This window comes from Kitasatospora sp. NPDC058190 (genome assembly GCF_042883685.1).
In the GTDB taxonomy this organism is placed as follows: Bacteria; Actinomycetota; Actinomycetes; order Streptomycetales; family Streptomycetaceae; genus Kitasatospora.
This window is the reverse complement of the sequence record NZ_JBHVVI010000079.1, coordinates 17,125-43,836: the sequence shown is the minus strand read 5'-3', so window position 1 is coordinate 43,836 and position 26,712 is coordinate 17,125. Positions and strand designations below refer to the sequence as shown.

At 73.6% G+C, this 26,712-nt stretch carries 25 protein-coding genes; 10 read left to right on the top strand and 15 right to left on the bottom strand.

The window, feature by feature from the left end; all coding sequences use genetic code 11:
* Positions 1-237, top strand: a 237-nt coding sequence (locus tag ACFVWU_RS30210) for a hypothetical protein (RefSeq protein WP_387626873.1), incomplete at its 5' end; no start/stop codon positions are given.
* Positions 238-404: 167 nt separating this feature from the next.
* On the opposite strand, the gene ACFVWU_RS30205 is transcribed toward ACFVWU_RS30210, so the two are convergent.
* Positions 405-1,409 carry a stage II sporulation protein M gene (locus ACFVWU_RS30205; protein WP_387626871.1) on the bottom strand — a complete coding sequence of 335 codons (1,005 nt, stop codon included), beginning with the start codon at positions 1,407-1,409 and terminating at the stop codon, positions 405-407.
* 243 nt (positions 1,410-1,652) lie between these two features.
* Here ACFVWU_RS30205 and ACFVWU_RS30200 point away from each other — a divergent pair, with 243 nt between their 5' ends.
* Positions 1,653-2,645: an RDD family protein gene (locus tag ACFVWU_RS30200; RefSeq protein ID WP_387626870.1), complete on the top strand. Its 993-nt coding sequence runs from the start codon at positions 1,653-1,655 to the stop codon at positions 2,643-2,645.
* Between the two features lie 58 nt (positions 2,646-2,703).
* Here the strand turns inward: ACFVWU_RS30200 and ACFVWU_RS30195 are convergent, their stop codons facing one another.
* A complete protein-coding gene (locus ACFVWU_RS30195) occupies positions 2,704-3,333 on the bottom strand; it encodes a hypothetical protein (RefSeq protein WP_387626868.1) in 630 nt (209 codons plus the stop codon).
* Positions 3,334-3,442: 109 nt separating this feature from the next.
* Here ACFVWU_RS30195 and ACFVWU_RS30190 point away from each other — a divergent pair, with 109 nt between their 5' ends.
* On the top strand, positions 3,443-3,955 hold the full coding sequence (locus ACFVWU_RS30190; protein ID WP_387626865.1) for a SigE family RNA polymerase sigma factor: 513 nt from the start codon (positions 3,443-3,445) through the stop codon (positions 3,953-3,955).
* Positions 3,952-5,019: a hypothetical protein gene (locus tag ACFVWU_RS30185; protein WP_387626863.1), complete on the top strand. Its 1,068-nt coding sequence runs from the start codon at positions 3,952-3,954 to the stop codon at positions 5,017-5,019. The genes ACFVWU_RS30190 and ACFVWU_RS30185 overlap by 4 nt, the downstream gene beginning before the upstream one ends.
* A gap of 127 nt (positions 5,020-5,146) precedes the next feature.
* Here the strand turns inward: ACFVWU_RS30185 and ahcY are convergent, their stop codons facing one another.
* The 6 genes from ahcY to ACFVWU_RS30155 form a co-directional block, all read right to left on the bottom strand.
* The gene (gene ahcY / locus ACFVWU_RS30180; RefSeq protein WP_387626860.1) at positions 5,147-6,595 is read right to left on the bottom strand and encodes an adenosylhomocysteinase; all 1,449 of its coding nucleotides are present in this window, start codon (positions 6,593-6,595) and stop codon (positions 5,147-5,149) included.
* 336 nt (positions 6,596-6,931) lie between these two features.
* Positions 6,932-7,909 carry a cation diffusion facilitator family transporter gene (locus ACFVWU_RS30175; protein WP_387626858.1) on the bottom strand — a complete coding sequence of 326 codons (978 nt, stop codon included), beginning with the start codon at positions 7,907-7,909 and terminating at the stop codon, positions 6,932-6,934.
* A gap of 24 nt (positions 7,910-7,933) precedes the next feature.
* Positions 7,934-9,178 carry an SIS domain-containing protein gene (locus ACFVWU_RS30170; protein WP_387626855.1) on the bottom strand — a complete coding sequence of 415 codons (1,245 nt, stop codon included), beginning with the start codon at positions 9,176-9,178 and terminating at the stop codon, positions 7,934-7,936.
* Positions 9,179-9,234: 56 nt separating this feature from the next.
* Positions 9,235-9,417: a Trm112 family protein gene (locus tag ACFVWU_RS30165; RefSeq protein WP_097237660.1), complete on the bottom strand. Its 183-nt coding sequence runs from the start codon at positions 9,415-9,417 to the stop codon at positions 9,235-9,237.
* 111 nt (positions 9,418-9,528) lie between these two features.
* Entirely contained in the window at positions 9,529-10,914 is a 1,386-nt protein-coding gene (locus ACFVWU_RS30160; RefSeq protein ID WP_387626852.1) for a phosphomannomutase/phosphoglucomutase, read from the bottom strand.
* 128 nt (positions 10,915-11,042) lie between these two features.
* A complete protein-coding gene (locus ACFVWU_RS30155) occupies positions 11,043-11,486 on the bottom strand; it encodes a DUF3499 domain-containing protein (protein ID WP_387626849.1) in 444 nt (147 codons plus the stop codon).
* A gap of 84 nt (positions 11,487-11,570) precedes the next feature.
* On the opposite strand from ACFVWU_RS30155, the gene ACFVWU_RS30150 reads away from it, so the two are divergent.
* Positions 11,571-12,023, top strand: a complete 453-nt coding sequence (locus ACFVWU_RS30150) for a metallopeptidase family protein (RefSeq protein ID WP_380613556.1) — start codon at positions 11,571-11,573, stop codon at positions 12,021-12,023.
* Between the two features lie 48 nt (positions 12,024-12,071).
* Here ACFVWU_RS30150 and ACFVWU_RS30145 read toward each other — a convergent pair whose 3' ends face one another.
* The 3 genes from ACFVWU_RS30145 to ACFVWU_RS30135 form a co-directional block, all read right to left on the bottom strand.
* The gene (locus tag ACFVWU_RS30145; protein WP_387626846.1) at positions 12,072-13,850 is read right to left on the bottom strand and encodes a DUF5719 family protein; all 1,779 of its coding nucleotides are present in this window, start codon (positions 13,848-13,850) and stop codon (positions 12,072-12,074) included.
* Between the two features lie 6 nt (positions 13,851-13,856).
* A complete protein-coding gene (locus tag ACFVWU_RS30140; RefSeq protein WP_387626843.1) occupies positions 13,857-17,702 on the bottom strand; it encodes a glycosyltransferase in 3,846 nt (1,281 codons plus the stop codon).
* A 271-nt stretch (positions 17,703-17,973) separates the two neighbouring features.
* On the bottom strand, positions 17,974-18,246 hold the full coding sequence (locus tag ACFVWU_RS30135; RefSeq protein WP_030062195.1) for a WhiB family transcriptional regulator: 273 nt from the start codon (positions 18,244-18,246) through the stop codon (positions 17,974-17,976).
* Positions 18,247-18,923: 677 nt separating this feature from the next.
* Here ACFVWU_RS30135 and ACFVWU_RS30130 point away from each other — a divergent pair.
* Genes ACFVWU_RS30130 through ACFVWU_RS30120 form a run of 3 tightly spaced genes read left to right on the top strand, consistent with a single transcriptional unit; the run spans position 18,924 to position 21,798 of the window.
* Entirely contained in the window at positions 18,924-19,502 is a 579-nt protein-coding gene (locus ACFVWU_RS30130; RefSeq protein WP_387626876.1) for a cysteine dioxygenase, read from the top strand.
* Positions 19,503-19,543: 41 nt separating this feature from the next.
* Positions 19,544-20,503, top strand: a complete 960-nt coding sequence (cofD, locus tag ACFVWU_RS30125; RefSeq protein ID WP_387626841.1) for a 2-phospho-L-lactate transferase — start codon at positions 19,544-19,546, stop codon at positions 20,501-20,503.
* Positions 20,500-21,798, top strand: coding sequence for a coenzyme F420-0:L-glutamate ligase (locus tag ACFVWU_RS30120; protein WP_387626839.1), 1,299 nt, complete (start codon positions 20,500-20,502; stop codon positions 21,796-21,798). The genes cofD and ACFVWU_RS30120 overlap by 4 nt, the downstream gene beginning before the upstream one ends.
* Before the next feature lie 4 nt (positions 21,799-21,802).
* Here ACFVWU_RS30120 and ACFVWU_RS30115 read toward each other — a convergent pair whose 3' ends face one another.
* From ACFVWU_RS30115 to ACFVWU_RS30100, 4 genes are all read right to left on the bottom strand, one after another.
* Positions 21,803-22,072 (bottom strand): type II toxin-antitoxin system RelE/ParE family toxin, encoded by a 270-nt coding sequence (locus tag ACFVWU_RS30115; protein ID WP_387626836.1) that lies wholly within the window; start codon positions 22,070-22,072, stop codon positions 21,803-21,805.
* Positions 22,069-22,341: a type II toxin-antitoxin system Phd/YefM family antitoxin gene (locus tag ACFVWU_RS30110; RefSeq protein WP_387626834.1), complete on the bottom strand. Its 273-nt coding sequence runs from the start codon at positions 22,339-22,341 to the stop codon at positions 22,069-22,071. Before ACFVWU_RS30110 ends, ACFVWU_RS30115 begins: the two co-directional genes overlap by 4 nt.
* A gap of 45 nt (positions 22,342-22,386) precedes the next feature.
* The gene (locus ACFVWU_RS30105) at positions 22,387-23,307 is read right to left on the bottom strand and encodes a DNA-3-methyladenine glycosylase family protein (RefSeq protein ID WP_387626831.1); all 921 of its coding nucleotides are present in this window, start codon (positions 23,305-23,307) and stop codon (positions 22,387-22,389) included.
* Between the two features lie 78 nt (positions 23,308-23,385).
* Positions 23,386-24,549, bottom strand: a complete 1,164-nt coding sequence (locus ACFVWU_RS30100) for a peptidoglycan recognition protein (RefSeq protein WP_387626829.1) — start codon at positions 24,547-24,549, stop codon at positions 23,386-23,388.
* Positions 24,550-24,653: 104 nt separating this feature from the next.
* Between ACFVWU_RS30100 and ACFVWU_RS30095 the strand changes: the two genes are divergently transcribed.
* Together ACFVWU_RS30095 and ACFVWU_RS30090 are read left to right on the top strand one after the other, a co-directional pair.
* On the top strand, positions 24,654-25,445 hold the full coding sequence (locus ACFVWU_RS30095) for a TIGR03089 family protein (RefSeq protein WP_387626826.1): 792 nt from the start codon (positions 24,654-24,656) through the stop codon (positions 25,443-25,445).
* A gap of 36 nt (positions 25,446-25,481) precedes the next feature.
* Entirely contained in the window at positions 25,482-26,702 is a 1,221-nt protein-coding gene (locus ACFVWU_RS30090) for an LCP family protein (RefSeq protein WP_387626824.1), read from the top strand.
* Positions 26,703-26,712: the final 10 nt, after the last annotated feature.

The window sequence follows — 26,712 nt, the reverse complement described above, 5'->3', positions numbered from 1 at the left end:
GCTGTTGAGTTCTCAAGGAACGGACGCTTCCTTCGGACCGCCTTCCAGCGGGCCCTCCGGGCGCTTCGTTCTTTCGTGTTTCCAGCTTATCAGATCTTCTCGGCCGTTCTTACCGGCTTCGTTTTCTCTGAATTCCCGCTGGCGGGATTTCCTTCAAACTTCGCTCCGAAGCTTATCAAAGCTTTCGGTGTGCTCAGTCCGCTGGATTTGCTTCATCGGAGGGCGCGCATTTCGTGAAACGCGCTCGCCTCGATTTCGGCGGTGTCGTAGACACTAACGCCCGGGCCCGACCGTTGTCCAGTCAGTCCCAACCGTTCAAACCTACTAGCCCGCCCTCGCCACGTCAATGGTTTGGTTGGGATGCGAGAAGAGTAGCAGGTCAGCGGCCTGTTGATCACGCCGGCTCAGGCCGCGACGGGCTGCAGGTCCGCCCGATCGGAGGCATCCACGTCACCGGACTCTCCGCCCTCGGCAGCCTTTCGGCCCAACACCAGGGCGTACAGGAGGAAGGCCGCCTCGGCCAGCACGCCGATGGAGATGCGCGCCCACGTGGGCAGACCGGACGGGGTCACGAAGGCTTCGAGGACACCGGAGACCGCCAGTACGGTCGCCAGGCCCATCGACATCCCGATGATCGAGCGGCCCTGTTCCGCCAGCGCCACGGTACGGGTGCGCGGGCCGGGGTCGATGACGGTCCAGCCGAGACGCAGGCCGAGGCCACCGGCCACGAAGACCGCGGTCAGCTCCAGCAGGCCGTGCGGAATGAGCAGACCGAGGAAGGTGTCGAGCCGGCCGGCGGAGGCCATCAGTCCGACCCCGATGCCGAGGTTGACCACGTTGCTCCACATCACCCACAGGACCGGAATGCCCAGCGCGATTCCGTACAGCAGGCACTGCACGGCGATCCAGGCGTTGTTCGTCCAGACCTGCGCCGCGAAGGAGCTGGCCGGCCGGTCCGAGTAGTACGCCTCGTACTGGCCGCCGGGGCGGGTCAACTCCCGCAGCTCGTCGGGGGCGATGAGGCTGTTGCGGACCTCCGGGTGGGTCGCCATCCACCAGGCGAGCAGTGCGGTGGCGATCATCGACACGACCGCCACCGGCACCCACCAGCGGCGGGCGCGGTACAGCGCGGCCGGGAAGCTCACCGTGTAGTAGCGGGCGACGTCCTGCCAACCGTTGGTCCGGGCGCCGGTCACCGCGCTGCGGGCCCGCGACACCAGACCGGTCAACCGGCTGACCACGGCGGGATCCGGCGCTGCGGCCTGGACCTTGGCCAGGTGGCCGGTGACGCGCTGGTACAGCCCCACCAGCTCGTCGGCCTCCTCGCCGTTGAGCCGGCGCCGACGGGCGAGGGCGTCCAGCCGGGCCCACTCCCCCTGGTGGGTGGCGACGAAGACGTCCAGGTCCATTCGGCGGCTCCATGGTCTGCGGTGGGCGCGTGGCGCGCGTACGCGGTCGGGCAGGTACGTACGGACACGTGCGGCCCAGCATGCCAGGAGCCGCCGCCACCACGGCCGTCGGGATCTCACTTCCCGTGCGCCCACCGGGCGCCGTATGTTGGCGGCTGCGGATCGGACTGTGGAGAGCGGGTCGTGGGGGCCGATCCATTCGAACTCCCCTCTTCCCCGCACGAGCGTGAACGGACAGGTGTCTTGAGCGACCTGGTGACGGGTGAGGCGGTCGTCCTCGACCTGCAGACGGCGAAGCTTCCGAGCAGGGCGCTGGCGATCGTGCTCGACCTGCTCGTCCAGTTCGCCGCCCTGTTCATCGTCTCGCTGGTACTGAGCGTCACCCTGATCGACCTCGACGGCGCCGCCGCGGCGGCCTCGTTGCTCGGCCTGATGGTGTTCTTCCTGGTCGGTCTGCCGGTGATGATCGAGACCCTCACCCACGGGCGCTCGCTCGGCAAGGCCGCGCTCGGCCTGCGGGTGGTGCGCACCGACGGCGGCCCGGTCCGGTTCCGGCACTCGCTGGTGCGCGGGCTGGTCGGTTTCATCGAACTGATCGTGACCACCGGCGCCGCCGCCGTGATCACCTCGGCGGTGAACTCGGACGGCAAGCGGCTCGGCGACATCTTCGCCGGGACGGTGGTCGTCCGCGAGCGCACCCCGGGTGCGGGCGGGCCGACCAACCCGCTGCCCCCGGTGCACCCGCAGCTGCTCCACGACATGGGTCGCGAGCTGGTCGCGATGGACCTGTCCGCGGTACCCGAGCCGCTCTGGCTCGCGATCCGCCAACTGCTCGGCCGGATAGGACAGTTGGATCAGTCCGTCGCACTGCGGATGGCCGTCGGGCTGGCCGGGGACCTGTCCGCCCGGACCGGCCACCCGATACCGCCGGGGCTGCACCCGGTCGCCTACCTGGGCGCGGTGCTCACCGAGCGCCAGCGCCGGGAGTGGCTGCGCGCCCAGCAGCAGTTCGCGGCACAGGCGGCCGCGCAGCCGCCCGCCCTGCGACCGACGACCCCGGCGACGCCGGCAGCACCGGCGGCCCCGGTCGGCGGCCGGCCCCACCGTGTCCTCGGAACGCCCGCGCCCACCCTGGCGCCGACCGCCCCCGTGCCGGCCTCGGCAGCACCCCTGCCCCCCACAGCTCCGTCCTTCGACAAGCCCGCCCCCGACACCGGCTTCGCCCCGCCCGCCTGAGCCCGGCCGCGCCCTACTCGCCCACCGGCTGCTCCCCCACCGGCTACTCCCCCACCCGCTACTCCCCCACCGGCCAGGCGTTCGGCGGCGACGCCAGCTCCTCCAGCTCGATCCCCTCCGCCGCCAGCACCACGTCACCCGCCAGGTGCACGACCTGCTGCTCCCCCGTCTCCAGGTCAGCCACCTGGTACCGCTCGACGCGCAGCGGCCCGGAGTCCGTCTCATGGGTGTCGACGCCCTCCAGCAGCCACCCCTGGTCGAAGGTCCGCGGCGCCAGCACCGGCTCGGTGAACGCCACCAGCCGCACCCGCGCGCTCGCCCCCTCCCGCAGCCGCAGCATCCGGGCGGTGGCGACCAGGAAGCCCGGCGAGCGCCCGGTGAAGCCGTGTGCCCGGTCGTGCCCCTCCACCGCCGAGGCGCCACCCGGGTCCGCCGCGTCGGTACGGACCCAGGCCACCCCGTCCACCGCGCCGCCGCGCACCTGCCAGCCGCCGGCCCGCAGCTCCATCCGCAGCGGCCGGGCGCGCGAGTCCAGCGTGAGGTCCACGCTGCCGATCACCCGGCCGTCCGGCGCGTAGGTCTTGGAGACGTACCGCCACCCGGCCGCCCCGGGCGCGCAGCTGAAGCGCTCCTCGCCGAGCAGCACGTGGTCATGGGTGTCGTGGAGCGAGTACCGACCGTTGGGCATGCCCGAAAGCCTACGTCCGAGCCCGCATGCAACATTCTCCGGAGCTCCGCGCATTAGTGGGGTGGACGGCGCAGGAGAGGCGCCGCCGCCACGACGAGAGGGGGTGCGGATGGCGAAGCAGACACGCGACGCGGAGTTCACGGAGTACGTGGCCTCCCGGAGCGGCTGGCTGCGGAAGGTCGCCTATCTGCTGTGCGGGGACTGGCACCGGGCCGACGACCTGGTGCAGGAGACCATCACCAAGCTGTACGTGCACTGGGCGAAGGCGAGCCGCGCGCAGAACGTGGACGGCTACGCCCGCCGGACGCTGGTGAACACCTTCCTCGCCGAGCAGCGCACCTCCTGGTGGCGCCGCACGGTACGGACCGGCACCGACCCGGACATCGCGGCCGCGAGCATCGACCTGGACGTCTCGCTCGACCTGCGAAAGGCCCTGGCGGCGCTCCCGCCGCGCCAGCGCGCGACGGTCGTGCTCCGGTACTACTGCGATCTGTCGATCGATCAGGCGGCCGAGGCGCTGAACTGCTCCTCCGGCAACGTGAAGAGCCAGAGCGCGCGCGCCCTGGACACCCTCCGTCGCAGCCTCGTTCTCGTCCCGGCCCTCGCAGAGAGGACGTCATGACCGCCACCGATCACCATGAGCTGACCGCCGCCCTGTCGGCCCTAGCCGACGAGCCGGCCCCGCCCGCGGCCTTCGACATCACCGCGTCCATCACCCGCGGACGGGCCCGCCTGCACCGCCGGTACCGGGCCACGGCCGGCGCGGTGGCCGTCGTGGCGGCCGCCGCCCTCACGGCCACGATGCTGACGAAGCCCGGCAACACGGCACCGGCGGTGCAGATCCTCCCGGCGGTCACCGCGACGGCGACGCCGACCCCGACTCCGACGTCGACCGCCACCGGAGCCGCCGCGGACCCGCTCAGCACCGAGATCTCCTACGGCTGGCTGCCCGACTGGGTGGACCAGCCGGGCCGGATCGACCGCGAGATCCAGGCCAAGGGCGTCTACTCCGCGTCCAAGGACACCGGCCGGAGCATCCCGCGCCTGAACCTCCAGCTCTACCCGGCCGGAGTCGAGCCGCCGATCGATTACCAGGCGTTCCCGTACGAAATGCACCTCAAGCGGGAGGACGCCCCCCCGATCGACGGGCGGACGGCCTACTGGACGACCCTGCCGAGCGGGACGCAGACGTGGTCGCTGCGCTGGCTGACCCCCTCGGGCCGCTGGGCGGAGCTCAGCGCGAGCAACGGCACCCCGGAGCAGACCAGTCGCGACGTGCTCCTCAAGGTGGCCAACGGCGTCAAGTACGGACACCGGGACGTCCCGCTGCCGGTCCAGTTCACCGGCCTGCCCGAGGGGTTCGGCACACCCGACACGGTGCAGCTCTCCCGCCCGGACCCGGGCGGCCGGGGAGCCTGGAACCTCTACCTGAAATTCCAGGTCCAGGGAAAGACCGTCACCCTCGAACTGCGGCCGGACACGGACGAACCCGGCACGATGCCGACCCCGCACCCCACCCCCGCCCCGACCTGCGAGTCCCGGAACGGGGTGTGGATCTGCGCCGAAGCGCCCCAGGGCACGCCGCAGGCCCTGGAGCAGATCGGCGGGCTGTCCGGGCTGCTCTCGCGCACCGAGCCGATCGGCGTGAACGAGCGCGACTGGACCACCGACGTGTTCGTCCGCTGAACGACCGGACGGCGGGACGACCTGACGACTGACCGACACGCGCCGAACGCGCCGGTGGCCGGCACCCACGGGGGGGGTGCCGGCCACCGGCGTTCGCCTGTCACCGCGTCAGCGGCGGCTCACCGCATCAGTAGCGGTACTGCTCCGGCTTGTACGGGCCCTCGACCGGGACGCCGATGTAGTCGGCCTGCTCCTGGGTCAGGGTGGTCAGCTTCACGCCCAGCGCGTCCAGGTGCAGGCGGGCGACCTTCTCGTCCAGGTGCTTCGGCAGCACGTAGACGCCGATCGGGTACTGCTCGGTCTTCGTGAACAGCTCGATCTGGGCGATCGTCTGGTTCGCGAAGGAGTTGGACATCACGAAGGACGGGTGGCCGGTCGCGTTGCCCAGGTTCAGCAGGCGGCCCTCGGAGAGGACGATGATGGTGCGGCCGTCGGCCTTGCGCCACTCGTGGACCTGCGGCTTGACCTCGGTCTTCACGACACCCGGCAGCTGCGCCAGGCCGGCCATGTCGATCTCGTTGTCGAAGTGGCCGATGTTGCCGACGATGGCCTGGTGCTTCATCCGCTCCATGTGGGAGGCCAGGATGATGTCCTTGTTGCCGGTGGTGGTGATGAAGATGTCGGCCGTCTCGACGACGTCGTCCAGGGTGGCGACCTGGTAGCCGTCCATCGCCGCCTGGAGCGCGCAGATCGGGTCGATCTCGGTGACGATGACGCGGGCGCCCTGGCCGCGCAGCGACTCGGCGCAGCCCTTGCCGACGTCGCCGTAGCCGCAGACGACCGCGACCTTTCCGCCGATCAGGACGTCGGTGGCGCGGTTGATGCCGTCGATGAGCGAGTGGCGGCAGCCGTACTTGTTGTCGAACTTCGACTTGGTGACCGAGTCGTTGACGTTGATCGCCGGGAACAGCAGCTTGCCGTCACGGTGCATCTCGTACAGGCGGTGGACACCGGTGGTGGTCTCCTCGGTCACGCCCTTGATGGTGGAGGCGACCTCGGTCCACTTGTTCGGGGTGTCCTTGAGGGTGCGGTTGAGCAGCTCCAGGATGATCCGGAACTCGTCGTTGTCCGCGGTGGACGGGTCCGGGGCGGCGCCGGCCTTCTCGAACTCGACACCCTTGTGGATCAGCAGGGTGGCGTCGCCGCCGTCGTCCAGGATCATGTTCGGGGTCTGGCCGTCAGGCCAGGTCAGCGCCTGCTCGGTGCACCACCAGTACTCCTCCAGGGTCTCGCCCTTCCAGGCGAAGACCGGCACGCCCTGCGGGTTCTCCGGGGTGCCCTCCGGGCCGACGGCGATGGCGGCGGCCGCGTGGTCCTGGGTGGAGAAGATGTTGCAGGAGCACCAGCGGACCTCGGCGCCGAGCGCCGTCAGGGTCTCGATCAGCACGGCGGTCTGGATGGTCATGTGCAGCGAGCCGGTGATCCGGGCGCCGGCCAGCGGCTGCGACTCGGCGTACTCGGCGCGGATCGCCATCAGGCCGGGCATCTCGTGCTCGGCCAGCTGGATCTCCTTGCGGCCGAACGGCGCCAGGGAAAGGTCGGCGACCTTGAAGTCACCGGTGATGTCGGTCGACATGCGTCTGCTCCTCGCTGATGGGGTGGGGCACGGCCATGGTCCGGATGTGTCGCGCATGGCGGGCCGTACGGACGCACGGCTACGCCGGGGCCGCCGGATCCCGTGGTGGCGGGCCGACTCCCTGCTGCGCAGCACAAACCGTCGGAGGACCTCTCTCCCTCGACCGGCGCACACCCTACGGGCACGGACCGCCGATCGACCGCCATCAGCAGCGACGTTCTGGCTCTGGTGACGAATCTACACCGGCGGCCCCACCGGCCGTCCGCCGATGACCGATTTAGGCCGCGGATCCGACCGCCGCTCGACCCGGACACCAGCCGGGGCCGGGACGGTCCGTCAGTGCGCCGCGCCGGGCCCGGGCCCGCCCGGGGTGGCGGCCGGGTCCTCACCCGCGGCGGCCTTCTCGGCGCTGTAGACGTCCGGCTCCAGGTAGATCGCCCGGGCGATCGGGACGGCGGCGCGGACCCGCTCCTCGGCCGCGTCGATCGCCTGCGCCACCCGGGCCGCGCTGTCCTGCGCGTTGACGGAGACCTTGGCGGCGATCAGCAACTCCTCCGGGCCGAGGTGCAGGGTGCGCATGTGGATCACCCCGGTGACCGCCTCGCCGTCCACCAGCGCGGCGCGGATCCGCCGCACCGACTCCTTGTCGGCGGACTCGCCGAGCAGCAGCGACTTGGTCTCCAGAGCGAGCACCACGGCGATCACCACCAGCAGCGCGCCGATGCACAGGGTGCCGACGCCGTCCCAGACGCCGTTGCCGGTGATCACGGTGAGCGAGACGCCGAACAGCGCGAGCACCAGGCCGATCAGCGCGCCGGTGTCCTCCAGCAGCACCACCGGCAGCTCCGGCGCCTTGGCGGTGCGGATGAACTGCACCCAGCCCTGACGGCCCTTGGCCTTGGCGGACTCGCGCATCGCGGTGAGGAAGGACCAGCCCTCCATCGCGATGGCGAAGACCAGCACGCCGACCGCCCATCCCCAGGAGTCCAGCGCCTCCGGGTGGCTGACCTTGTGCCAGCCCTCGTAGATCGCGAACAGGCCGCCGACGGTGAACAGCACGATGGCCACCAGGAAGCCGTACACGTAACGCTCGCGGCCGTACCCGAACGGGTGCTCCTCGTCCGCGGCCCGGCGCGCTCGCCTGCCGCCGACCAGCAGCAGCACCTGGTTGCCGGAGTCGGCCACCGAGTGCACGCCCTCGGCCAGCATCGAGGAGGAGCCGGTGAAGCCGAAGGCGGTGAACTTGGCCACCGCGATCGCCAGGTTCGCGGACAGCGCCGCGACCAGTGCCCTCGTCCCACCCTCAGTACTCATGCCGCCAACTTAGCGGCAGCGGGCTCAGGACTGCGCGGCGGCGAGCCCCAGGTAGACGGCGGCGAAGTCGGTCAGCGCGATCAGGTCGGCCAGCGCGAGCAGCGGGTCCGCCAGGGTGCTCGCGTACTCGGTCAGCCGGACGTCGTGGGCGGCGGCCAACCGGTGCGCGCGGCTGACGCCGAAGCTGCGCGGGCGCACGTCGTCCTCCGGCACCTCGGCCGGGCCCTCCGGCTCCTCCGGCGAACCGGTGCCGGGGACGTGCCGCAGCAGCAGGACCTGCAGGTGCAGCGGGTCGGGCTCCTCGACCCGGTCGCGGAAGAAGTCGTCCGGGTCCGCGCCCGCGCCCAACTGGCCGGTGAACATGCCGCGGTGGGCGGTGAGCACCTGCGGCAGCGGCCCGGCCAGCGCCGGACGCCCGGCCCGGTCGGCCAGCTGGGCGGCGAACCGGGCGGCGGCCGCCCCGGCGATCGGGCCCTCGGTCCACAGCAGCGGGACGGTCCCGGCCAGCCGGGCGGCCAGCCCCTTCGCCGGGTTGGTGTACGCGGCGGCGTCCGGGCGGCAGCGCACGGCGGCGGCGTCCAGCAGGTCGGCGACGCTCGACAGGGCGTCGTACGGCAGCTGGGTGAGGCCGAGCTTCTGGGCGAGCGCCAGCATCGGGGTCAGGTGGGACCAGAGCGCGGCCGGGTCCTCGGCCGGGAGGTCCGGCTCGGCGGCCGGCACGGCCGGCAGACCCTCGTCGGGCAGCACCGAGGCCGTGTACGGCAGCGGCAGCGCGCGCACCTGGAGCGCGGCCTCGGCCAGCGGGCTGCCCGCCGGAGCGGTGACGACGAGGGCGCAGCCGCGCGCGTACGCCTGCTCGGCGAGGCTGATCAGGCCCTGCTCGCCGCCGTCGGCGGAGCTGATCACCAGCAGGTCGAGCGGGCCGGCCCAGCCGGGCAGCTGCCAGCCGAGTCCGGCGGTGAAGGCGGGCGGTGCGCCGGTCCGGTCGGTGCGCGGGGCGGCGGCCTCGGTCGGCGGCAGCGGGGTGACCAGGCTGGCGGACCCGGCCAGCGCGGCCAGGATCTCTCCCGCCGTCAGCGCGCTGCCGTGTCCGGCGACCAGGACGGCGCGCGGGCGGCCGTCCGGGCGCAGCCGGTCGAGGCCGGCCGCGTCGGCCTGCCGCAGCGCGGTGCGGACCCGGGCGCCGGCGCCGGCCAGGGCCAGCAGGGCGCGGTCGCGGTCGGCGCGCTGGAGGGCGGCCGGGTCGTCGAGCAGGGTGTCGTCGAGCATGCGGCGGGCCTCCGGCTGTCCTGTGGGCGGCGGGCGCGGGTGGGGGCTTCCCAGGATCAGGCCGGGCGGCGGGCCTCGTCCACCAGGAGGACCGGAATGCCGTCCCGGACCGGGTACGCGAGGCCGCAGTCCGCGCCGGTACAGACCAGCTCGGGCTGCTCCTCGGTGCCGCCCTCGGCGAGCGCGGCCCGGCACTGCGGGCAGACCAGGATCTCCAGCAGGAAGGATTCGAGCTTCATGGGGCTCTCCAAAGTTCGGGGGTGGCACGGAGGTGCCCCGGCCGATAGGCAACCCTACCGGCCGGGGCACTGGGGCCTGTTGCCAGGCGCGCTTCGCTCAGCGGCGCTCGGTCAGCCGCGGACGATGGCGAGCACGCCGTCGCGCAGCTCGGCCATCTTCGCCGGGTCCTTGGCCTCGACGTTGAGGCGCAGCAGCGGCTCGGTGTTGGAGGCGCGCAGGTTGAACCACCAGTCCGGGCCGGCCACGGTGAGGCCGTCCAGCTCGTCCACGGTGGTGCCCTCCAGGCCGGCGTAGGCGGCACGGACGGCGGCCGAGCGGTCGGCCTGGTCGGCGACGGTGCTGTTGATCTCGCCGGAGGCCGCGTAGCGGTCGTACTCGGCGGTCAGCGCGGAGAGCGTGCCCTGCTGCCCGCCGAGCGCGGCCAGCACGTGCAGCGCGGCCAGCATGCCGGTGTCGGCGCGCCAGAAGTCGCGGAAGTAGTAGTGCGCGGAGTGCTCGCCGCCGAAGACGGCGTCGGTGACGGCCATCTCCTGCTTGATGAAGGAGTGGCCGACCCGGGTGCGCACCGGGGTGGCGCCGAGCTCGCGGACCACCTCGGGGACGGTCCAGGAGGTGATCAGGTTGTGGATGACGGTCGGCTCGGCCTCGCCGGCGGCCTTGGCGCGGGCGATCTCGCGGACGGCGACCAGGGCGGTGATGGCGGACGGGGAGACCGGCTCGCCGCGCTCGTCGACGACGAAGCAGCGGTCGGCGTCGCCGTCGAAGGCCAGGCCGATGTCGGCGCCGACCTCGCGGACCTTGGCCTGCAGGTCGACCAGGTTCTTCGGGTCGAGCGGGTTGGCCTCGTGGTTGGGGAAGGTGCCGTCCAGCTCGAAGTACATCGGGACGAGCTCGATCGGCAGGCCGTCGAAGACGGTCGGCACGGTGTGGCCGCCCATGCCGTTGCCGGCGTCCACCGCGACCTTGAGCGGGCGGATCGCGGTGAGGTCGACCAGGCCCAGCAGGTGGTCGGCGTAGCCGCGCAGGGTCTCCTGCTCGGAGAGCACGCCGGGCTCGACGTCCTTGGCCGGGACGGTGACGGTGTCGTCCTCGGCGGTCCAGGACTCGACCAGCTCGCGGATCTCGGCCAGGCCGGTGTCCTGGCCGACCGGGGCGGCGCCGGCCCGGCAGAGCTTGATGCCGTTGTACTGGGCCGGGTTGTGGCTGGCGGTGAACATCGCGCCGGGCAGGTCGAGCTTGCCGCTGGCGTAGTAGAGCTGGTCGGTCGAGCAGAGGCCGATCTCGACCACGTCGGCGCCGTAGGCCGCGGCGCCCTCGGCGAAGGCCCGGCTGAGCGACGGGGAGGAGGGGCGCATGTCGTGGCCGACCACGATCGCGGACGCGCCGGTGACCTGCACGAAGGCGGCTCCGAAGGCCCGGGAGAGGCTCTCGTCCCACTGGTCCGGGACGACGCCTCGGACGTCGTACGCCTTCACGAGCTGCTTGAGGTCGCGCACTGCGGCTCCACCCTGGTTCTGTGCTGATCGATACGTCGGGCCACCGGGCCGTCCGGTCGACGGGGTCACGGTGACGTCAGACGGGCAGCGTACCCGGGCCGGGCGAACGCTCCGTGCCGGGTGAGGTGTCAGCTGTCGGGAGAGCGCAGCACCCGGAGGTGGCCGCGGCGACCGCCCTCGGTGGACTCGCCCTCGGTGGCGCGGCCCTGACGGGGGGTCGGCGGGCGGGCGGCCTCGCGCACGGCGTTGGCGAGGGCCTCCAGGTCGTCGCTGCTGCGGCGCAGCGGCCCGGCCTCGGCGGCGAGCCGGACGACCTCCCAGCCGCGCGGGGCGGTGAGCCGCTCGGCGTGCTCGGCGCACAGGTCGTAGCAGTGCGGCTCGGCGTAGGTGGCGAGCGGGCCCAGTACGGCGGTGGAGTCCGCGTAGACGTACGTCAGCGTCGCGACGGCCGGTCGGCCGCACGCGGTCCGCGAACAACGACGTACAGAGCTCACGAGGGTGGACGGTACCGCACTCCCCGCCGGGGAGCGAAGACCGCCTGCCCGGAGGCGGTGCCGTGTCGCCCGCCGCACGCTCGTCAGTGCGCCGATCCCCCGGGCGTTTCCCCGTCGGAGTGGTCCACTTCCGACCGTCCAAGGACTACTCTCGGCAGTGATATGGACAGCTCCGCACCGCAGTCATCGACAGGGCCCTCGCGCCGCCCCCGGCACCGCGACCGGCACGGCAGAGGGCTGCGCGGCCCCCTGGCGCCGCCCCAGGTGCCGATCTCGCTCACCCGCTCCGAACTGTTCGACGACTACGTGCGCGAGTCGGTGGAGCGGCTGGAGCGGCGTTGGCCGCAGCTGATCGAGGTGGAGTTCGCCGTCCAGGAGGTGCCGCTGCACGAGGCGGGCGGCGCCGACACCGAGGACGGCGTGCCGCTGGGCCGGGTGTCGCCGGGCGAGAAGGGGCGCAAGAGCCAGATCGTGGTGTACCGGCGGCCGGTGGAGATCCGGGCGAAGACCCGGGAGGACCGGGCGGCACTGGTGCACGAGATCCTGATCGAGCAGGTGGCCGAGCTGCTGGGGCTGTCGCCGGACGCGATCGACCCGCGCTACGACGAGGAGTGAGCGCCGGGGGCGGGCACCCGCGAACGGGTGCCCGCCCCTGGCGCGCGGTCAGCGCAGGACGACGGCCGGGTCCTGGGCGGCCTGCGGGACCTTGACGGTGCTGTGGTCGTCGCGCAGTGCCTGGACGGTGAACATCGGCACGTCCTTGGTGGGGATGGCGAGCATCCGGGCGGCCACCACCGGGCCGCCGGACTCGGTCTCCACGGTGAGCGCGAAGACGCCGTTCAGTCCGGCGGGCTCGGGCGCCGGGACGGCCACCGTGCCGCCGGCCGGGATCTGGACCTCCTTGGTCGCCGGGGTGCCGCCGCCGCTGCCGGCCGAGCCGGTGACCTTGACGGTGGCGGCGTCGCCGGTGGAGGTCAGGAACAGCGTGGAGGCGCCGGCCCGGTTGTCGGCGACGGTGGCCCGGGCGCCGATCGGGTTGCTGCCGGTGAGCCAGGCCGCGTCGCTCTTGCCGTTGTTCCCCGTACGGTCGACCCGCAGGCCGGCCACGATCGGGGTGGGGTGCTTGTCGTCGCTGGGCGACAGCCGCAGCCCGGCGACCTCGTCGCGGGTGATCTTGCCGAGGTCGACGGCGGCCACCATGCCCGCCTTGACGTGGATCGACTCGTTGCCGGCCGGGGTGAACCAGCCGTTCTTGCCGGAGAGCTGGATCTTCAGGTCGGCGTCGTCCTCCGGCGGCGCCCAGACCACCAGGCGGGCCGCCGAGGTGTCGGCGGGCAGGCCGGGCAGCACCTGGGTGGCGGCCGGGTCGGCCGACGCGGGGATCCAGTCGGCGCCCTTGTTGCCGTCGGCGGCGTGCAGCGCCGCGCCGACCCGCCCGGAGCGGACCACCACGTGCACGGCGAGGTCCGTGACGGCGCCCTTGCTGATGGTGGACAGCAGCACCGACTGCGAGCTGCCGGGGGCGACGGTGATGCCATTGGCGGCGTCGTTGTCGATCACGCCCTTGTCGCCGTACAGCTTGATGTCGACCACGGCGGCGGAGGACTCGGTGTTGACCAGGCTGACGTAGTCGACCCGGTCGCCGGCCGTGCTGGCCCCGGCGAACCAGAAGTCGGTGCCGGCCGGGGTGCACGTGAGGCCGGACAGGCCCAGGCCGCGCTGCTCGGTGACCACGGTGGTCTGGGTGACGGTGAAGCCGGGGGCGAGCGCGCCGGTGGCGACGGCCCCGGTGCCGGGCGCGGCGTCGCCGTTGGTGGCCGGGCCGGTGGCCGGGGTGCCGGGCTTGGTGACGGTCAGCTTGGCGTCGGCGGGCGCGGCGTTCTTGTCCGGGGCCGGGGCCGCAGGGGCGCCCGAGCCGCTCGGGGCAGGGGTCGCCGGGCTCGCCGGGGCACTCGCCGTCGGGGTGGCCGAGGGCGCGGTGGTCGGCGGGGTGGCGGGGGCGGCCTGGTCGGAGAGCCAGCCGGCGCCGCCGGTGGCCGAGCCGGTGCCGGGCGGGGTGTAGGCGGTGAGCGTGGTCGAGCCGGTCAGGCCCTGGAGCGGCTGCGGGCAGACCGCGGCGGTCCGCTCGACCTGCGCGGTGGTCGGGGCGACGCCGTCCGCCTTGGCCGGGCCGGCCGGCTGGCGGACCTGGGCGATCCCGAACACCGCCGCGAGCACCACGGCCGCGGCCAGCAGGGACTGGGTGGTCTTCGTCCCCGCGGACCGGCCGGGGGCCTTCGCCTCGGCGCGGGCGGGCTCGGCCGACCCCGCGGGCTCGAAGGCCCCGGCGGGCTCGAAGGCCCCGGCGGGCTCGAAAGCCCCGGCGGGCTCGAAGGCCTCGGCCGGCTCGAAGGGCTCCTCGGCCCGGTCGGCGGACTTCTTCCTGAAAGCGGGCTTCTTCATCGCGGGTCAGCTCCCCGATCCGTGCTGGTGCGGGTACCGGCCGCCTGGGTCGTTCGGGTCGTAGTAGGGCTCGCCCTGCTGCTGGCCCGGCAGCCAGGGCTGCTGGTGCTGCTCGGGCTGCTGCGGGTACGGGTCGTAGCCGTACTGGCCCTGCTGGTACTGCTCGTAGCCCTGCTGCGGGTAGGCCTGCTGCTGCCCGTCGTACCCCTGGGTGTCGTAACCCTGGCCGCCGTACGGCGCGGCCACCGGCTGCTGGGCCGCGTACTGGTCGTAGCTGTACGGGTCGGCCTGCTGATAGGTCTGGTACGGGTCGGTGTACGGCTCGGCCTCCTGGACGGCGGCGGCCGCCTGGACCGCCTCGGTCACCGGCTCGCCGGCCGGCTGGGCCGGGACCGCGCCCGGCCGGCCCTCGTACACCCCCGGCTCCTCGGCGCCGGGCTCGGCGCCCTCGCCGCGCTCGGCCATCCGGCGGGCCCGGCGGCTGCCGGGGGCGGGGGCCTGCGCCTGGGCGGCGGCGGCCAGCGCGGCGGCGGCCACCACCTCCTCGGGCAGGTCGTCGTCCTTGTGGTTGCGGCGGCCGGGCAGGGCCAGCACCAGGATGGTGAGGCCGAGCAGCACCTGGGCCCAGATCCAGCCGGTGTGGGCGAGGCTGCCCTCACGGGTGACGGACAGCTTGCCGCCGGCGGCCGGGAGCTTGAAGCCCTGCGCCCAGCCGTCCACCGTGGTGGGCTCCAGGGCGGTGCCGTCCACGGTGGCCTTCCACTCGGGGGCGGCGGCCTCGGCCAGGCGCAGCACCCGGCCGTCCGGGCCGGCCGGGACGGTGGTGCTGAGGTCGCGCACGCCGGCCGGGACGACCACCGGGTTGGCGCCCGGGGCGGTGATCACCGCGCGGACCGCCGGGGCGCCGTTGACCTGCCAGAGCGCGGCGTCGCCGTCCTGATTGGCCTTGACCAGGCCGGGGGTGGTGTCCAGGACGTCCTTGAAGGCGTCGATCACCGGGCGCTGGACGAGGACGTAGGCGATGCCGTAGCCGGCCAGGGCGTTCGCCTGGTCGGCGCCGGAGCCGGCCAGCAGGCTGCCGACCATCTTGTTGAGGCCGTCCTGGGTGCCGGTGGCCGGGTCGACGGTGGACTCGGCCTGGCCGAGCGTCAGGCCGGCGCCGCGGACCACGGTGTAGCGGACGGCGCCCTTCTCCCCGGTGACGACGAGGGTGCGGGACCGGTCGGTGGTGCCGGCCTCCTCGGCGATGAAGGCGGGCACCTGGCCGGCGTCGCCGCGGTGCAGCGGGCCGCCGGCACCGGTCAGTGCCCACCACAGGCCGGTGCCCAGCGGGGCCAGCACGGCGGCGGCCACCACCAGGGCGGCGACCGGCTGGCGCCAGCCGAAGGCGATCCCGGCGACGCGGGCGTTGGCGCCGTCGGCGCCGATCGCGGCGGCGGCGAGCAGGGCGATCCCGGCGATCAGGGTGGCCGGGCCGGCCCAGGCGGGCACCGCCGGGCCGCCGGAGGCCGGGGTGACGGAGGTGCCCGCCACCGCGACCGCGAAGACCAGGCCGGCGCCGGCCGCGCCCCAGGCGGCGAGCACCGCGCGGCGGCGGTCGGCGCGCAGCAGCGCGGCGAGCGCGGCGAGCACCACACCGGCGGAGAGCCAGACCGGCGGCACCCCGGCGCCGCCCGGGTTGACCAGCAGCAGGCCGGCCGCACTCGCCCCGGCGCCGTGCAGGCCGGGCAGTCCGGCCTCCAGCAGCAGCCACTGCGGGTGCGACAGCACCTTCAGGGACCAGGGGGCCAGCACGGCGACCGGCACCGCGAGGATCACCAGCACGCGCAGGCCGAGCAGCCGCAGCGCCGTGCCGCCGGAGCCGAAGGCGCCGCCGCGCAGCACCGCGACGACCAGCGTGGCCAGGCACAGCGGCACCGCGAGCGCCCAGGTCAGCGGGACGAAGGCGGTGCTCAGGGTGAGCAGCAGGACGGTCATCCAGACCGGTCGCCAGCCGGGGCGGGCGCCCTTGGCGGCGCTCTCCGCGCGGATGCCGAGGCCGGCCGCGATCGCGGCGGCGCGGGCCAGCGGGGGCAGCAGCACGGCGAGGACGGCGGTGCCGATCCGGCCCTGGGCGAGCGCGCCGGTCGCGGCGGGCAGCAGCGCGTAGGTGGCGCTGGCCCAGGCGCGGACCAGCTTGGAGGCCAGCAGCGGCCGGGACACCAGGTAGGCGCTGACCGCGGAGAGCGGGACGGTGAGCACGACCAGCACGGTGAGCGCGAGGTCGGCGTGGCCGAACAGCAGCCAGGAGAACACCGCGAGCACGCCGAGGTACGGCGGTGCGGCGGCGGTGGAGCCGGTGCCGATCGGGTGCCAGGCGTCCGCGTACATCGACCAGAGGCCGCCGGCGCCGTCGGAGGCGGGCAGCAGCGCGCCGCCGAACAGCTCGCCGCCGCCGAGCAGGCTGCGGCAGGCGACCAGGGCGAACACCAGCAGGGCGGCGAACAGCACCGGCGCGGGGCGCCGGGCCAGCTTCTTGAGCAGTGCGAACTGCTCGACGACCAGGTCCTCGGACTCCTCGTCGCCGCCGGCCTCGACGCTGCCGTGCCGACTGCCGGTGTCGTCGCCGCCCCCTATCCCGAGCGAGCCGATGACGCCCTCGACGGCCAGCCGGGCGGTGGCGCCGGGGGCCGGGAAGAGCGTGCGGTCGTCCAGGGCGTCCGCCGCCCTGGTCCGGGAGCGACGTTTGCGCGCGGCCAGCACCCGCGGGAAGCGGATGAGTTCGTGGCCGAGGCCGGCCAGTTCGTCGACGGCCTGGCGCGGGTCCTTGCCGAGCAGGTTGGTGACGGCCCGCAGCAGGGTGCCGAGCACCAGGCGCAGCAGCACGTACGGGAAGAGCGCGCCCTTGCAGTTGGCGAGCAGGGTGAAGACGGAGCCGGCCTTGTCCACCCGGTGCGGGTGGGAGGAGCCGCAGTCGATGGCGCGGCGCTCGCGGCTGGCCGCCTCGGCGTGCCGCAGCACGGCGTCGGGGGCGATCACCACGCGGTGGCCGGCGGCGTTGACCCGCCAGCAGAAGTCGGTGTCGTCCCGCATCAGCGGGAGGGCCTTGTCGAAGCCGCCGAGCTCCTCGAAGACGTCCCGGCGCACCAGCATGCCGGCGCTGGAGACGGCGAGCACCGGGCGGACCTGGTCGTGCTGGCCCTGGTCCTGCTCGCGGCGGTCGAGGCCGGTCCAGCGGCGGCCGGAGCGGGCGATCGTCACGCCGACCTCGAGGAGCTGGCGGCGGTCGTACCAGCTGCGCAGCTTGGGGCCGATCACGCCGGCGCTGGGGGTGGAGTCGGCGACCTGGAGGAGGCGGCGCAACGCGTCGGTCTGCGGTTCGCAGTCGTCGTGCAGCAGCCAGAGCCACTCGACCGGCTGGGTCTCGCGCGGGCCGCCGCGGCCGAGGTCGTCCTCCTGGGCGAGCGGGTCGCCGAAGTCGTCCCAGCCGCCGGTGACCGGGTCGTAGCCGGAGGGGTCGAGCCGGTACGGGAGGTCCTCGGGACGCAGCGGCGGGCTGTTGAAGACGGCCTCGGCGACGGCGGTGCCGAAGCCGGCGCGGCGGCCGAGGATCAGCGGGCCGCTCTCGGGCATCCCGTCGGCGAGGCCGAAGTCGTCGAGCGCTTGCGCGAGCAGTTGCGGGGAGTTGTCGGTGGACCCGGTGTCGACCGCGAGGATCCGCTGGACCTGGCGGTCCTGGCCGAGCAGGCCGGCCAGGGCCTGCGGCAGCCAGCGGGCGCCGTCGTGCGAGACGATCACCGCGGTGACCAGGTGACGCGGGTAGGCGGGCGGCCTGGAAGCGGTGAAGCCGCTCTGGTGGCTGTAGACGGTCATCGAGTGCGCGGGCCCCAGTTCTCGGTGGACACAGCCGGTGAACGGCAACCGGATGGCGCACCACACTAACGGCTCCGGATGGCCGCCTCGTGCGCGGTGCCGGTGCGGAGGCGGTGCGGAGGCGGTGCGGAGGCGGTGGAGGAGGGGTCCGGGAACACCGGAAGAACTGCCCGGGGACACGAAAGCGCCCCACCGTCGCGGTGAGGCGCTCGTTCAGCTGTGTGGTTGTCCGTCGTTGTCGGAGGGTCAGCGGGGTCGGGGGTCGCCCCGGTCAGACCGCGCTCTTCTTGAGCCGACGGCGCTCGCGCTCGGAGAGGCCGCCCCAGATGCCGAAGCGCTCGTCATTGGCGAGGGCGTACTCCAGGCACTCCGAACGGACCTCGCAGGCGAGGCAGACCTTCTTGGCCTCGCGGGTCGAGCCGCCCTTCTCGGGGAAGAAGGACTCCGGGTCGGTCTGGGCGCACAACGCGCGCTCCTGCCAACCGAGTTCCTCCTCGTCCTCCGCGATGCCGTCCCCGATCAACAGCTCAAAGAGCTCGCTCATGTGGCGCGCCTCCTCTGCCCCTACTTGGCGTCCCCGTGGTTGCCGTTGCCTCGTGCGGCCGACGACACGAGTGAAATTACAGTTGCGTCACTCTGGCCCAGTCAAGCCGAGCTCTGGTATTGAGGCCGGGATTCACTCCCTGGCACCAAACAATTACGAATAGTGTACATATCCGGACACATCGGACTTTCGGTCCGAAAGCCTCGGACGGCATCGAACCGTCCGCAACCACTCGCGGAATGACGCCCGGTCACCGTCACAGGCCGGTCATCGGCCTGCCTTCCCGGCGATCTTCCCATCGAAACATAGAGAGTGATGAATCACCCCATCAGGGAAAGATCCGGACCTAACCCACTCGAATGCCGCATCCTCCGGTTTGACACCGACCCCGCGCATGCGGTGTCCTTGCCCCTATGTCAGAGTTCGCCAGCCCCCGGAGCGGTTCCACCCTCCGCCGTGCCGTGAACTCTTGTTGTCGCCTCTGTTCCTGCTGTATCTAGGCGCCCGCGTCCCACCGCGCGCCGCCCCCAGGACACACAGAGGCCGCCCGCGATTCCCGTCCCAGGACATCCCGGATCCGGCTGATCCCGACGAACCAGCCGACTTCTCCGAGGACGACTCCTGTGCGCACCATCCGCATCCGCAAACGGAACCGCGACCGCGACAAGCTCGCCCGCCTGGGCCTCGCCCCCACCCGTCCTTGGACGGACGGACTCAGCGACGTCTCCATCGCCGGCGACCCGCTCGCCTTCCCCCACCTCGCCCGCACCGACCTGCCCGGGCACCCCGGCACCGTCGCCGAGTACGCCCGGCTGGTGCGCGAGATCGCCGCCGACCGCGCCCGCTGGGAGCCGCTGGTCCGCTACGACGCGCTCACCCGCTGGTACGCCCGGCTGGAGACCGGCCCCGGCTACGAGGTCTGGCTGCTCAGCTGGCTGCCCGGCCAGAGCAGCGGCTTCCACGACCACGGTGAGTCCTCCGGCGTGATGGCCGTCGTCCAGGGCGAGCTGATCGAGCGTTCCCTGACCCACACGGGCGAGAGCTCCCGCACCCTGCGCCCCGGCGGCCGGCGCGTCTTCTCCTCCGGCTACCTGCACGAGGTGGTCAACGGCGCGCTCGAACCCGCCGTCTCCATCCACCTCTACACCCCGGGCCTGACCGAGATGAACCAGTACGGCGCCGCCACCGCCGTTCCCGAGCAGCACCCCCAGCAGCACCCGGAGCCGCACCCGCGGACGCAGGCCGAGAGGCATTGAGCGCGGACTGACGAAGAGTCCGACCGTGGCAGGATGACCCCATGCGCATCGTGGCACTGGCAGGCGGAATCGGCGGGGCGCGCTTCCTGCGCGGACTCCTCGCGGCGGTCGGACCGCAGGACGAGATCACCGTCATCGGCAACACCGGCGACGACATCCACCTCTACGGCCTCAAGGTCTGTCCCGACCTCGACACCGTGATGTACACCCTCGGCGGCGGGATCCACGAGGAACAGGGCTGGGGCCGGACCGACGAGACCTGGTCGATCAAGGCCGAGATGAAGGAGTACGGCGTCGGCCCCGAATGGTTCGGGCTCGGCGACCGGGACTTCGCCACCCACCTCGTCCGCAGCCAGATGCTCACCGCCGGATACAGCCTCAGTCAGGTCACCGAGGCGCTGTGCGTGCGCTGGAAGCCCGGCGTGCGACTGCTCCCGATGAGCGACGACCGGGTCGAGACCCACGTGCGGATCACCGACGAGCAGGGCACCCGGGCGATCCACTTCCAGGAGTACTGGGTCAAGCTGCACGCCGCCGTCGACGCCGAGGCGATCATCCCGGTCGGCGCGGACACCGCCAAGCCCGCGCCCGGTGTGCTGGAGGCCATCGCCGAGGCCGACGTCATCCTCTTCCCGCCGTCCAACCCGGTCGTCTCGATCGGCACCATCCTGGCCGTCCCCGGCATCCGGGAGGCCGTCGCCGCCGCACCGGCCCCGGTGGTCGGGCTCTCCCCGATCATCGGCGGGGCGCCCGTGCGCGGCATGGCCGACAAGGTGCTCGCCGCCGTCGGCGTCGAGGCCACCGCCGCCGCGGTCGCGCTCAACTACGGCGCGGCACTGATCGACGGCTGGCTGGTGGACACCGCGGACGAGAACGCCGTCGCCGCCGTCGAGGCCGCCGGGATCGCCTGCCGGGCCGTCCCGCTGCTGATGACCGACGTCGAGGCCACCGCCGAGATGGCCCGGGCGGCGCTCACACTGGCGGAGCAGGTGCGCAGGTGACCGCCTCACTGGAGGTCCTCGGCGTCGAGGGGATCCCCGAGGTCGACGCGGGCGCCGACCTCGCCGGGCTGATCGCCAAGGCCGGGACGTACCAGGACGGCGACATCCTGCTGGTCACCTCGAAGATCGTCAGCAAGGCCGAGGGCCGACTGCTGCGCGCCACCGACCGCGACGCCGCGATCGACGCCGAGACCGTCCGGGTGGTCGCCCGGCGCGGCCCGGCCCGGATCGTCGAGAACCGCAACGGCTTCGTCATGGCCGCCGCCGGGGTCGACGCCTCCAACACCGCCCCCGGCACCGTCCTGCTGCTCCCCGAGGACCCGGACGCCTCGGCGCGCGCGCTGCGGGCCCGGCTCCAGCGGCTCACCGGCCGCCGGCTCGCCGTCCTCGTCACCGACACCTTCGGACGGCCCTGGCGCAACGGGCTCACCGACGTCGCGATCGGCGCCGCCGGACTGTCCGTCCTGGAGGACCACCGGGGCCGCACCGACAGCCACGGCAACGAGCTGGTCCTCACCGTCACCGCCACCGCCGACGAACTCGCCGCCGCCGCCGACCTGGTGAAGGGCAAGGCCACCGGCGTCCCGGTCGCGATCGTGCGCGGCCTCGGACACCTCGTCACCGACGAGGACGGCGCCGGCACCCGGCCGCTGGTGCGGCCCGCCGTCGACGACATGTTCCGGCTCGGCACCTCCGAGGCGCTGCGCCAGGCCGTCACCCTGCGACGCACCGTCCGCGCCTTCACCGCCGACCCGGTCGACCCGGCCGCCGTCCGCCGCGCCGTCGCCGCCGCCGTCACCGCGCCGGCCCCGCACCACACGACGCCGTGGCGGTTCGTCCTGCTGGAGTCCGCCGAGACCCGGGTTCGGCTGCTGGACGCGATGCTCGCCGCCTGGCAGCGCGACCTGCGCGAACTCGACGGCTGGGACGACGCCAGGATCGCCCGCCGCACCGCCCGCGGCAACGTCCTGCGCGACGCACCGTACCTGGTGGTGCCCTGCCTGGTGATGGACGGCTCCCACGACTACCCCGACCGGCGCCGGGCCGCGGCGGAGCGGGAGATGTTCACCGTCGCCGCCGGTGCGGCCGTACAGAACCTGCTGGTCGCGCTCACGGGTGAGGGCTACGGCTCCGCCTGGGTGTCGTCCACCATGTTCTGCCGTGACACCGTCCGGGCGGCGCTGGACCTGCCGGACGGGTGGGACCCGATGGGGGCCGTGGCGGTCGGCCGGCCGGCGGAGCCGCCGCGGGAGCGGCCGGAGCGCGGCGCGGACGCCTTCATCGAGGTTCGGTAGGGATTCAGAGGCCCCGACAGATCTCGCGGCGGTTGTCCACCTTCACGACGACGATCACCAGAACATCGTCGTGGATCTCGTACGCCACGCGGTAGATACCGACGCGGAGCCGATAGAGGCCCGTGTGGCCCGTCAGCTTCTTGACGTCCGGGCCGTCAGCGTACGGGTCGTCGCCGAGCCGGGTGAGCGCCGCGAGAATCTGCATGGCGTCGACCTGGCCGATGCCGCGTAGCTGCCGCCGGGCGCTCGCGGTGAATCGAAACGCGTACTTCACGCGGCGCTCCCGGCCGCACCCGGGGGTGCTCCGAAGAGGTCTGCCAGGAGTTCGGCCATGCTCACGGTGGGTTCGTTCCGGTGCTTCTCAGCCTCACGGGCAAGGAGCTCGTCCTCTGCGTCTTCTATGGCGTCGAGGATCTCGATCGGCACGACCGCCCCGACACGCTCGCCCTTGCGGGTGATGACGGTGACCTCACCAGCCTCGGCCCGGCTCAGTACCTCAGCGAGGTGGGCCCGGACTTCACGGATGTTCAGTTCGTCAGCCATGCCCCAAGCGTACACAACACGTGTACGCATCGCAGGGCCTTCCGCTCAGCGGTGGCGGTGATCGTTGGGGGTGAGTCTCGGGCCGTAGCGGGGGGCGTGGGCGCCGGTGGCCGTCAGGAGGCGGCAGACGCGGTGGCGGTGCGGGCGGTAGGGCTCCAGGAGGGCGAGCATCTGGGCGTCGTCGCTGCGGGGACGCCCGGCCAGGGCCCAGCCGACCAGGTTGGGGAGGTGGAAGTCGCCGACCGAGACCGCGTCCGGGTCGCCGTTGCTGCGCTGGAGGGTCTCGGCGGCCGTCCAGACGCCGATGCCCGGTACGGCCGTCAGTCGGGTGAAGGCCTCCTCGTGGCCCATCGCCGAGGCCTCCTCCAAGCGCGGGGCCAGCCGCACGGCGCGCATCACCGTTGCCGAGCGCTTGGGGTCGACGCCAGCCCGGTGCCACTCCCAGCTCGGGACCATCGCCCAGTCGCGGGCCGACGGCGCCACCCGCATGCCCTCGGCCGGGCCGGGCGCCGGGGTGCCGAAGTCCCGCAGCAGGGTGCGCCAGGCGCGGTAGGCCTCGTCGGTGGTGACCTTCTGCTCCAGGATCGCCGGGACGAGGGACTCCAGGACCAGCCCGGTATGGGTGAGCCGCACCCCCGCCGTACGGCGCTGGGCGTCCCGCAGCGGGCCGGGCGGCAGCACCAGCGCCTCCGGGTGGTCCTCCGCCCCGAGCAGTGCGGGCAGCCGGTCCAGCAGCCACTGCGCGCCGGGGCCCCAGGCGGTCGCCTCGACCTCGCCCTCGGCGGGATGGGGCCGCACCCGGAGGGTGCCGACGCCGGCCGGGGTGCGGGAGGCGCGCCAGACGGCGCCGTCGCCGGCGGTGCGGTAGGAGGGGTCGGCGGGGCCCCGGCGCAGGGGCAGCAGCGTCCGGGCCACGTCGAGCGGGAAGCCCGGCCGCCAGCGCCGTACCGTCTCGCCGCCCGTCACTGCTGTCGCCTCCTGTGGTGCCTGGGGCTATGAACGATACGCGGGGACGGCGACAGGTCGGGGGGGTGGATAACGGCCCTACTGGACCTGCAGCTTGGCCGCGGCCGCGCGTAGCGCCGGGAGCCGGGCGTAGAGCGCGGCGCCGGGGCATTCGCTGTTGAAGGCGTCGCGGTGGCCGGAGATGGCGGCGAAGTCGACCACCGTGCCCTTGGGGTAGCGGCTGGCGTCGGAGGCGGAAGTGAGTGTGGTGTGGCCGTCGGCGGCCTGGCCGGTGAGACCGAGTTTCCAGGCGGCGAGGGCGGCGAGGCCGTCGAGGAGGGGTTGGGGCGGGGTGTCGCCGACGTAGGTGCCGATGGCGGCGACACCGGCGGAGTCGGTGTTGAAGCCGAGGGTGTGGGCGCCGTGGACGGGCTGGTCGACGCCGCCGGCGCGGCCCTCGTAGACGGTGCCGCAGCGGTCGACCAGGAAGTTGTAGCCGATGTCCCGCCAGCCGCTGGTCTTGACGTGGTACTGGTGGATCGACCTGATCACCCGGGGGGCGTCGGAGCAGGCGTAGTCGGTGGCGGTCGCGGTGTGGTGGACGAAGACCTCGCGGACCGGGCCGGTGTACTCGAAGCCGGGCTCGCGCAGCGACTCGTCGGCGCCCCAGCCGGCCCGGGTGACGATGGCCGGGCGCGGGGCCTGACTGTCGTCCGCGGGGACGGCCGGCAGGGTCCGGGTGGCGGCCGCGGCATCGGTGCCGGTGCCGGTACCCGGGTCGACCAGGTCGAGCCGCAGCCCGGCCGGCGGGCCGGCCGGGCCCGGTGCGACCTCGACCGCGACGCCGTCGCTGCGGCCGGTCCACAGCGGGGCGGTGGCGGCGTGCGGGGCGTGGTCGGGGCCGTCCTCGGCGTCGGCTTCCAGGGTGTGCCAGTCGCTCCAGCGGCCGGTGGCGGCGTCCCGGGTGCGAACCCGGACGGTGGCACCGGCCATCGCCGCCGCCGGACCGTCCCAGCCGACGCCGACGAGTTCGAACGGCCGGGTGGCGCGTGGCCCGAGCCGGTGGCCGGTGGTCAGGGGGAGCGAGACGGTCGTGCCGCCGCCGGGGAAGTCACGGCGTTCGGCGGCGGGCGCAAGGGGCGCGGCGGTGGCGGTGGGAGCGGGTTGGAGCAGCAGGGCGGCGGTGCATCCGGCGAGCAGCGCGGCCGGGAGGGCACGACGCGCGGGCTTGGTTGAGGGGCACGCAGCCTTGATTGGACACATAAAGGGGATCGTCGTCGCAAACCGGGCGGCCCGCCACGCCGCCTCGCGCCCGCTCGGCCGCCCCTCCCTGCCTCCCACCCGAAGGCCGTAGGCTGGGGCGCACCATGACTGCGCCATTCGCTGCCGATGCCCGCACCCCCGTCGAGCTGCTGCACGCATACCTGCGCGGCGGCACCCCTTCGGTCGATCCCGCGGCCCCGCTGGTCACCTTCTACGACGACGCCACCGGCGAACGGGTGGAACTCTCCGCCCGGACCTTCGACAACTGGGTCGCCAAGACCGCCAACCTCCTCCAGGACGAGCTGAACGCCGGTCCGGGCGACCGCGCCGCGCTGCTCCTGCCCGCCCACTGGCAGAGCGCCGTCTGGCTGCTGGCCTGCTGGTCGGTCGGGGTGACGGCGGTGCCGGGCGGCGACCCGGCCGCCGCCGACCTGGTGGTGAGCGGCCCGGACGGCCTGGAGGCCGCCCAGTCGTGCGAGGGCGAGCGTGTCGCGCTCGCGCTGCGGCCGCTCGGCGGCCGCTTCCCGCAGCGCCCGGACGGCTTCCTGGACTACGCCGCCGAGGTGCCCGGCCAGGGCGACCGCTTCGCACCGTACTCCCCCGTGCCCCCGGAGGGGCCGTCGCTGGAGACCTCGGTGGACGGGCTGCCGCTGAAGCTGACCGGCGAGCAGACCGTCGCGCTGGCCCGGGAGGGGGCCGCGCGCCTCGGGCTGGAACCCGGCGCGCGCGTCCTGTCCACGTCCTCCTTCGACGACTGGGCGGGCCTGGAGGCCGGCCTGCTGGCCCCGCTGGCGGCCGGCGCCTCGGTGGTGCTGTGCCGCAACTCCGAGGGCCTGAGCGCCGAGCAGTGGGAGAAGCGGGTCGAATCCGAACGGGTGACACTGCGCCTCGGCTGACCCCCGGCGAGGGCCCGGCGGGTAGGGATCCCTGCCATGGCCGAGGACGACACCGAGCACCCCCCGACCGATGACGCTCCCCCGACGGACACTCCCCCGAACGGACCCGGACGCCCGCGCAGGCGCCGGCGGTGGCTGATGATCACCGCCGGCGTCGTCGCGTTCCTGGCGGTCGCCGCCGGAGCGCTGCTCTACGTCGCCTACCGCACGCTGGACGGCAACATCCGGACCGACTCGGTCACCGACAAGCTGCTGGCCGAGCTGGAGGCCGAACGCCCGAGCCGTACGGCCGGGGCCGGCGGCGCCGAGAACATCCTGTTGATCGGCAGCGACGACCGCTCCGGCGCGAACTCCTCCTACGGCGGCGAGGCCGGCACCCAGCGCTCGGACACCACGATCCTGCTGCACCTGGCCGCCGACCGTAAGCGCGCGACGGCGGTCTCCATCCCGCGTGACGTCATGGTCACCGTCCCGGCCTGCGACAAGGCGGGCAGCACCCGGAGCAAGCCGGGGCTGATGCAGTTCAACTGGGCCTTCGAGCTGGGCGGCCCGGCCTGTTCGATCCGTACCGTCGAGCAGCTCAGCGGCATCCGGATGGACCACTACCTGATCCTCGACTTCAACGGCTTCAAGACGATGGTGGACGCGATCGGCGGGGTCGACGTGTGCGTGCCGCAGCCGATCCACGACAAGGACGCCAAGCTGGATCTCGCGGCCGGCCGGCAGGTGCTGCACGGTGAGCAGGCGCTCGGCTACGTCCGGGCCCGGGAGAGCCTGGGCGACGGCAGCGACACCCAGCGGATGGGCCGTCAGCAGCAGTTCCTGGCCTCGCTGATCCGCAAGGTGCAGTCGCAGGGGGTGCTGCTGAACCCGGCGAAGCTGTGGCCGGTGCTGGACGCGGCCACCTCCTCGGTCAAGGCGGACGGCGGGCTGTCGTCGCTGGGCGCGCTGTACGACCTCACCCAGGACCTGCGCGACATCCCCTCGCCGGACGTGGAGTTCCTGACCGCGCCGCGCCGCCCGTACCGCTACGACTCGGACCGGGACGAGTTCGTGCAACCACAGACCACCCAGCTGTTCACCGCGCTGCGCGACGACCGGCCGATCGCCGTCCGGCCGCCCGGCCCGGCGCCCACGGCGGGGGCGAGCCCGTCCGCCGGGGCGGGGTCGGACCAGGCGACGGCGTCGCCCTCGGCGAGCGCCCCACCCACCTTCGAGGGACGCACGGCCGACGTGGACGCCTGCGCGCAGCACTGACGCCCCACGC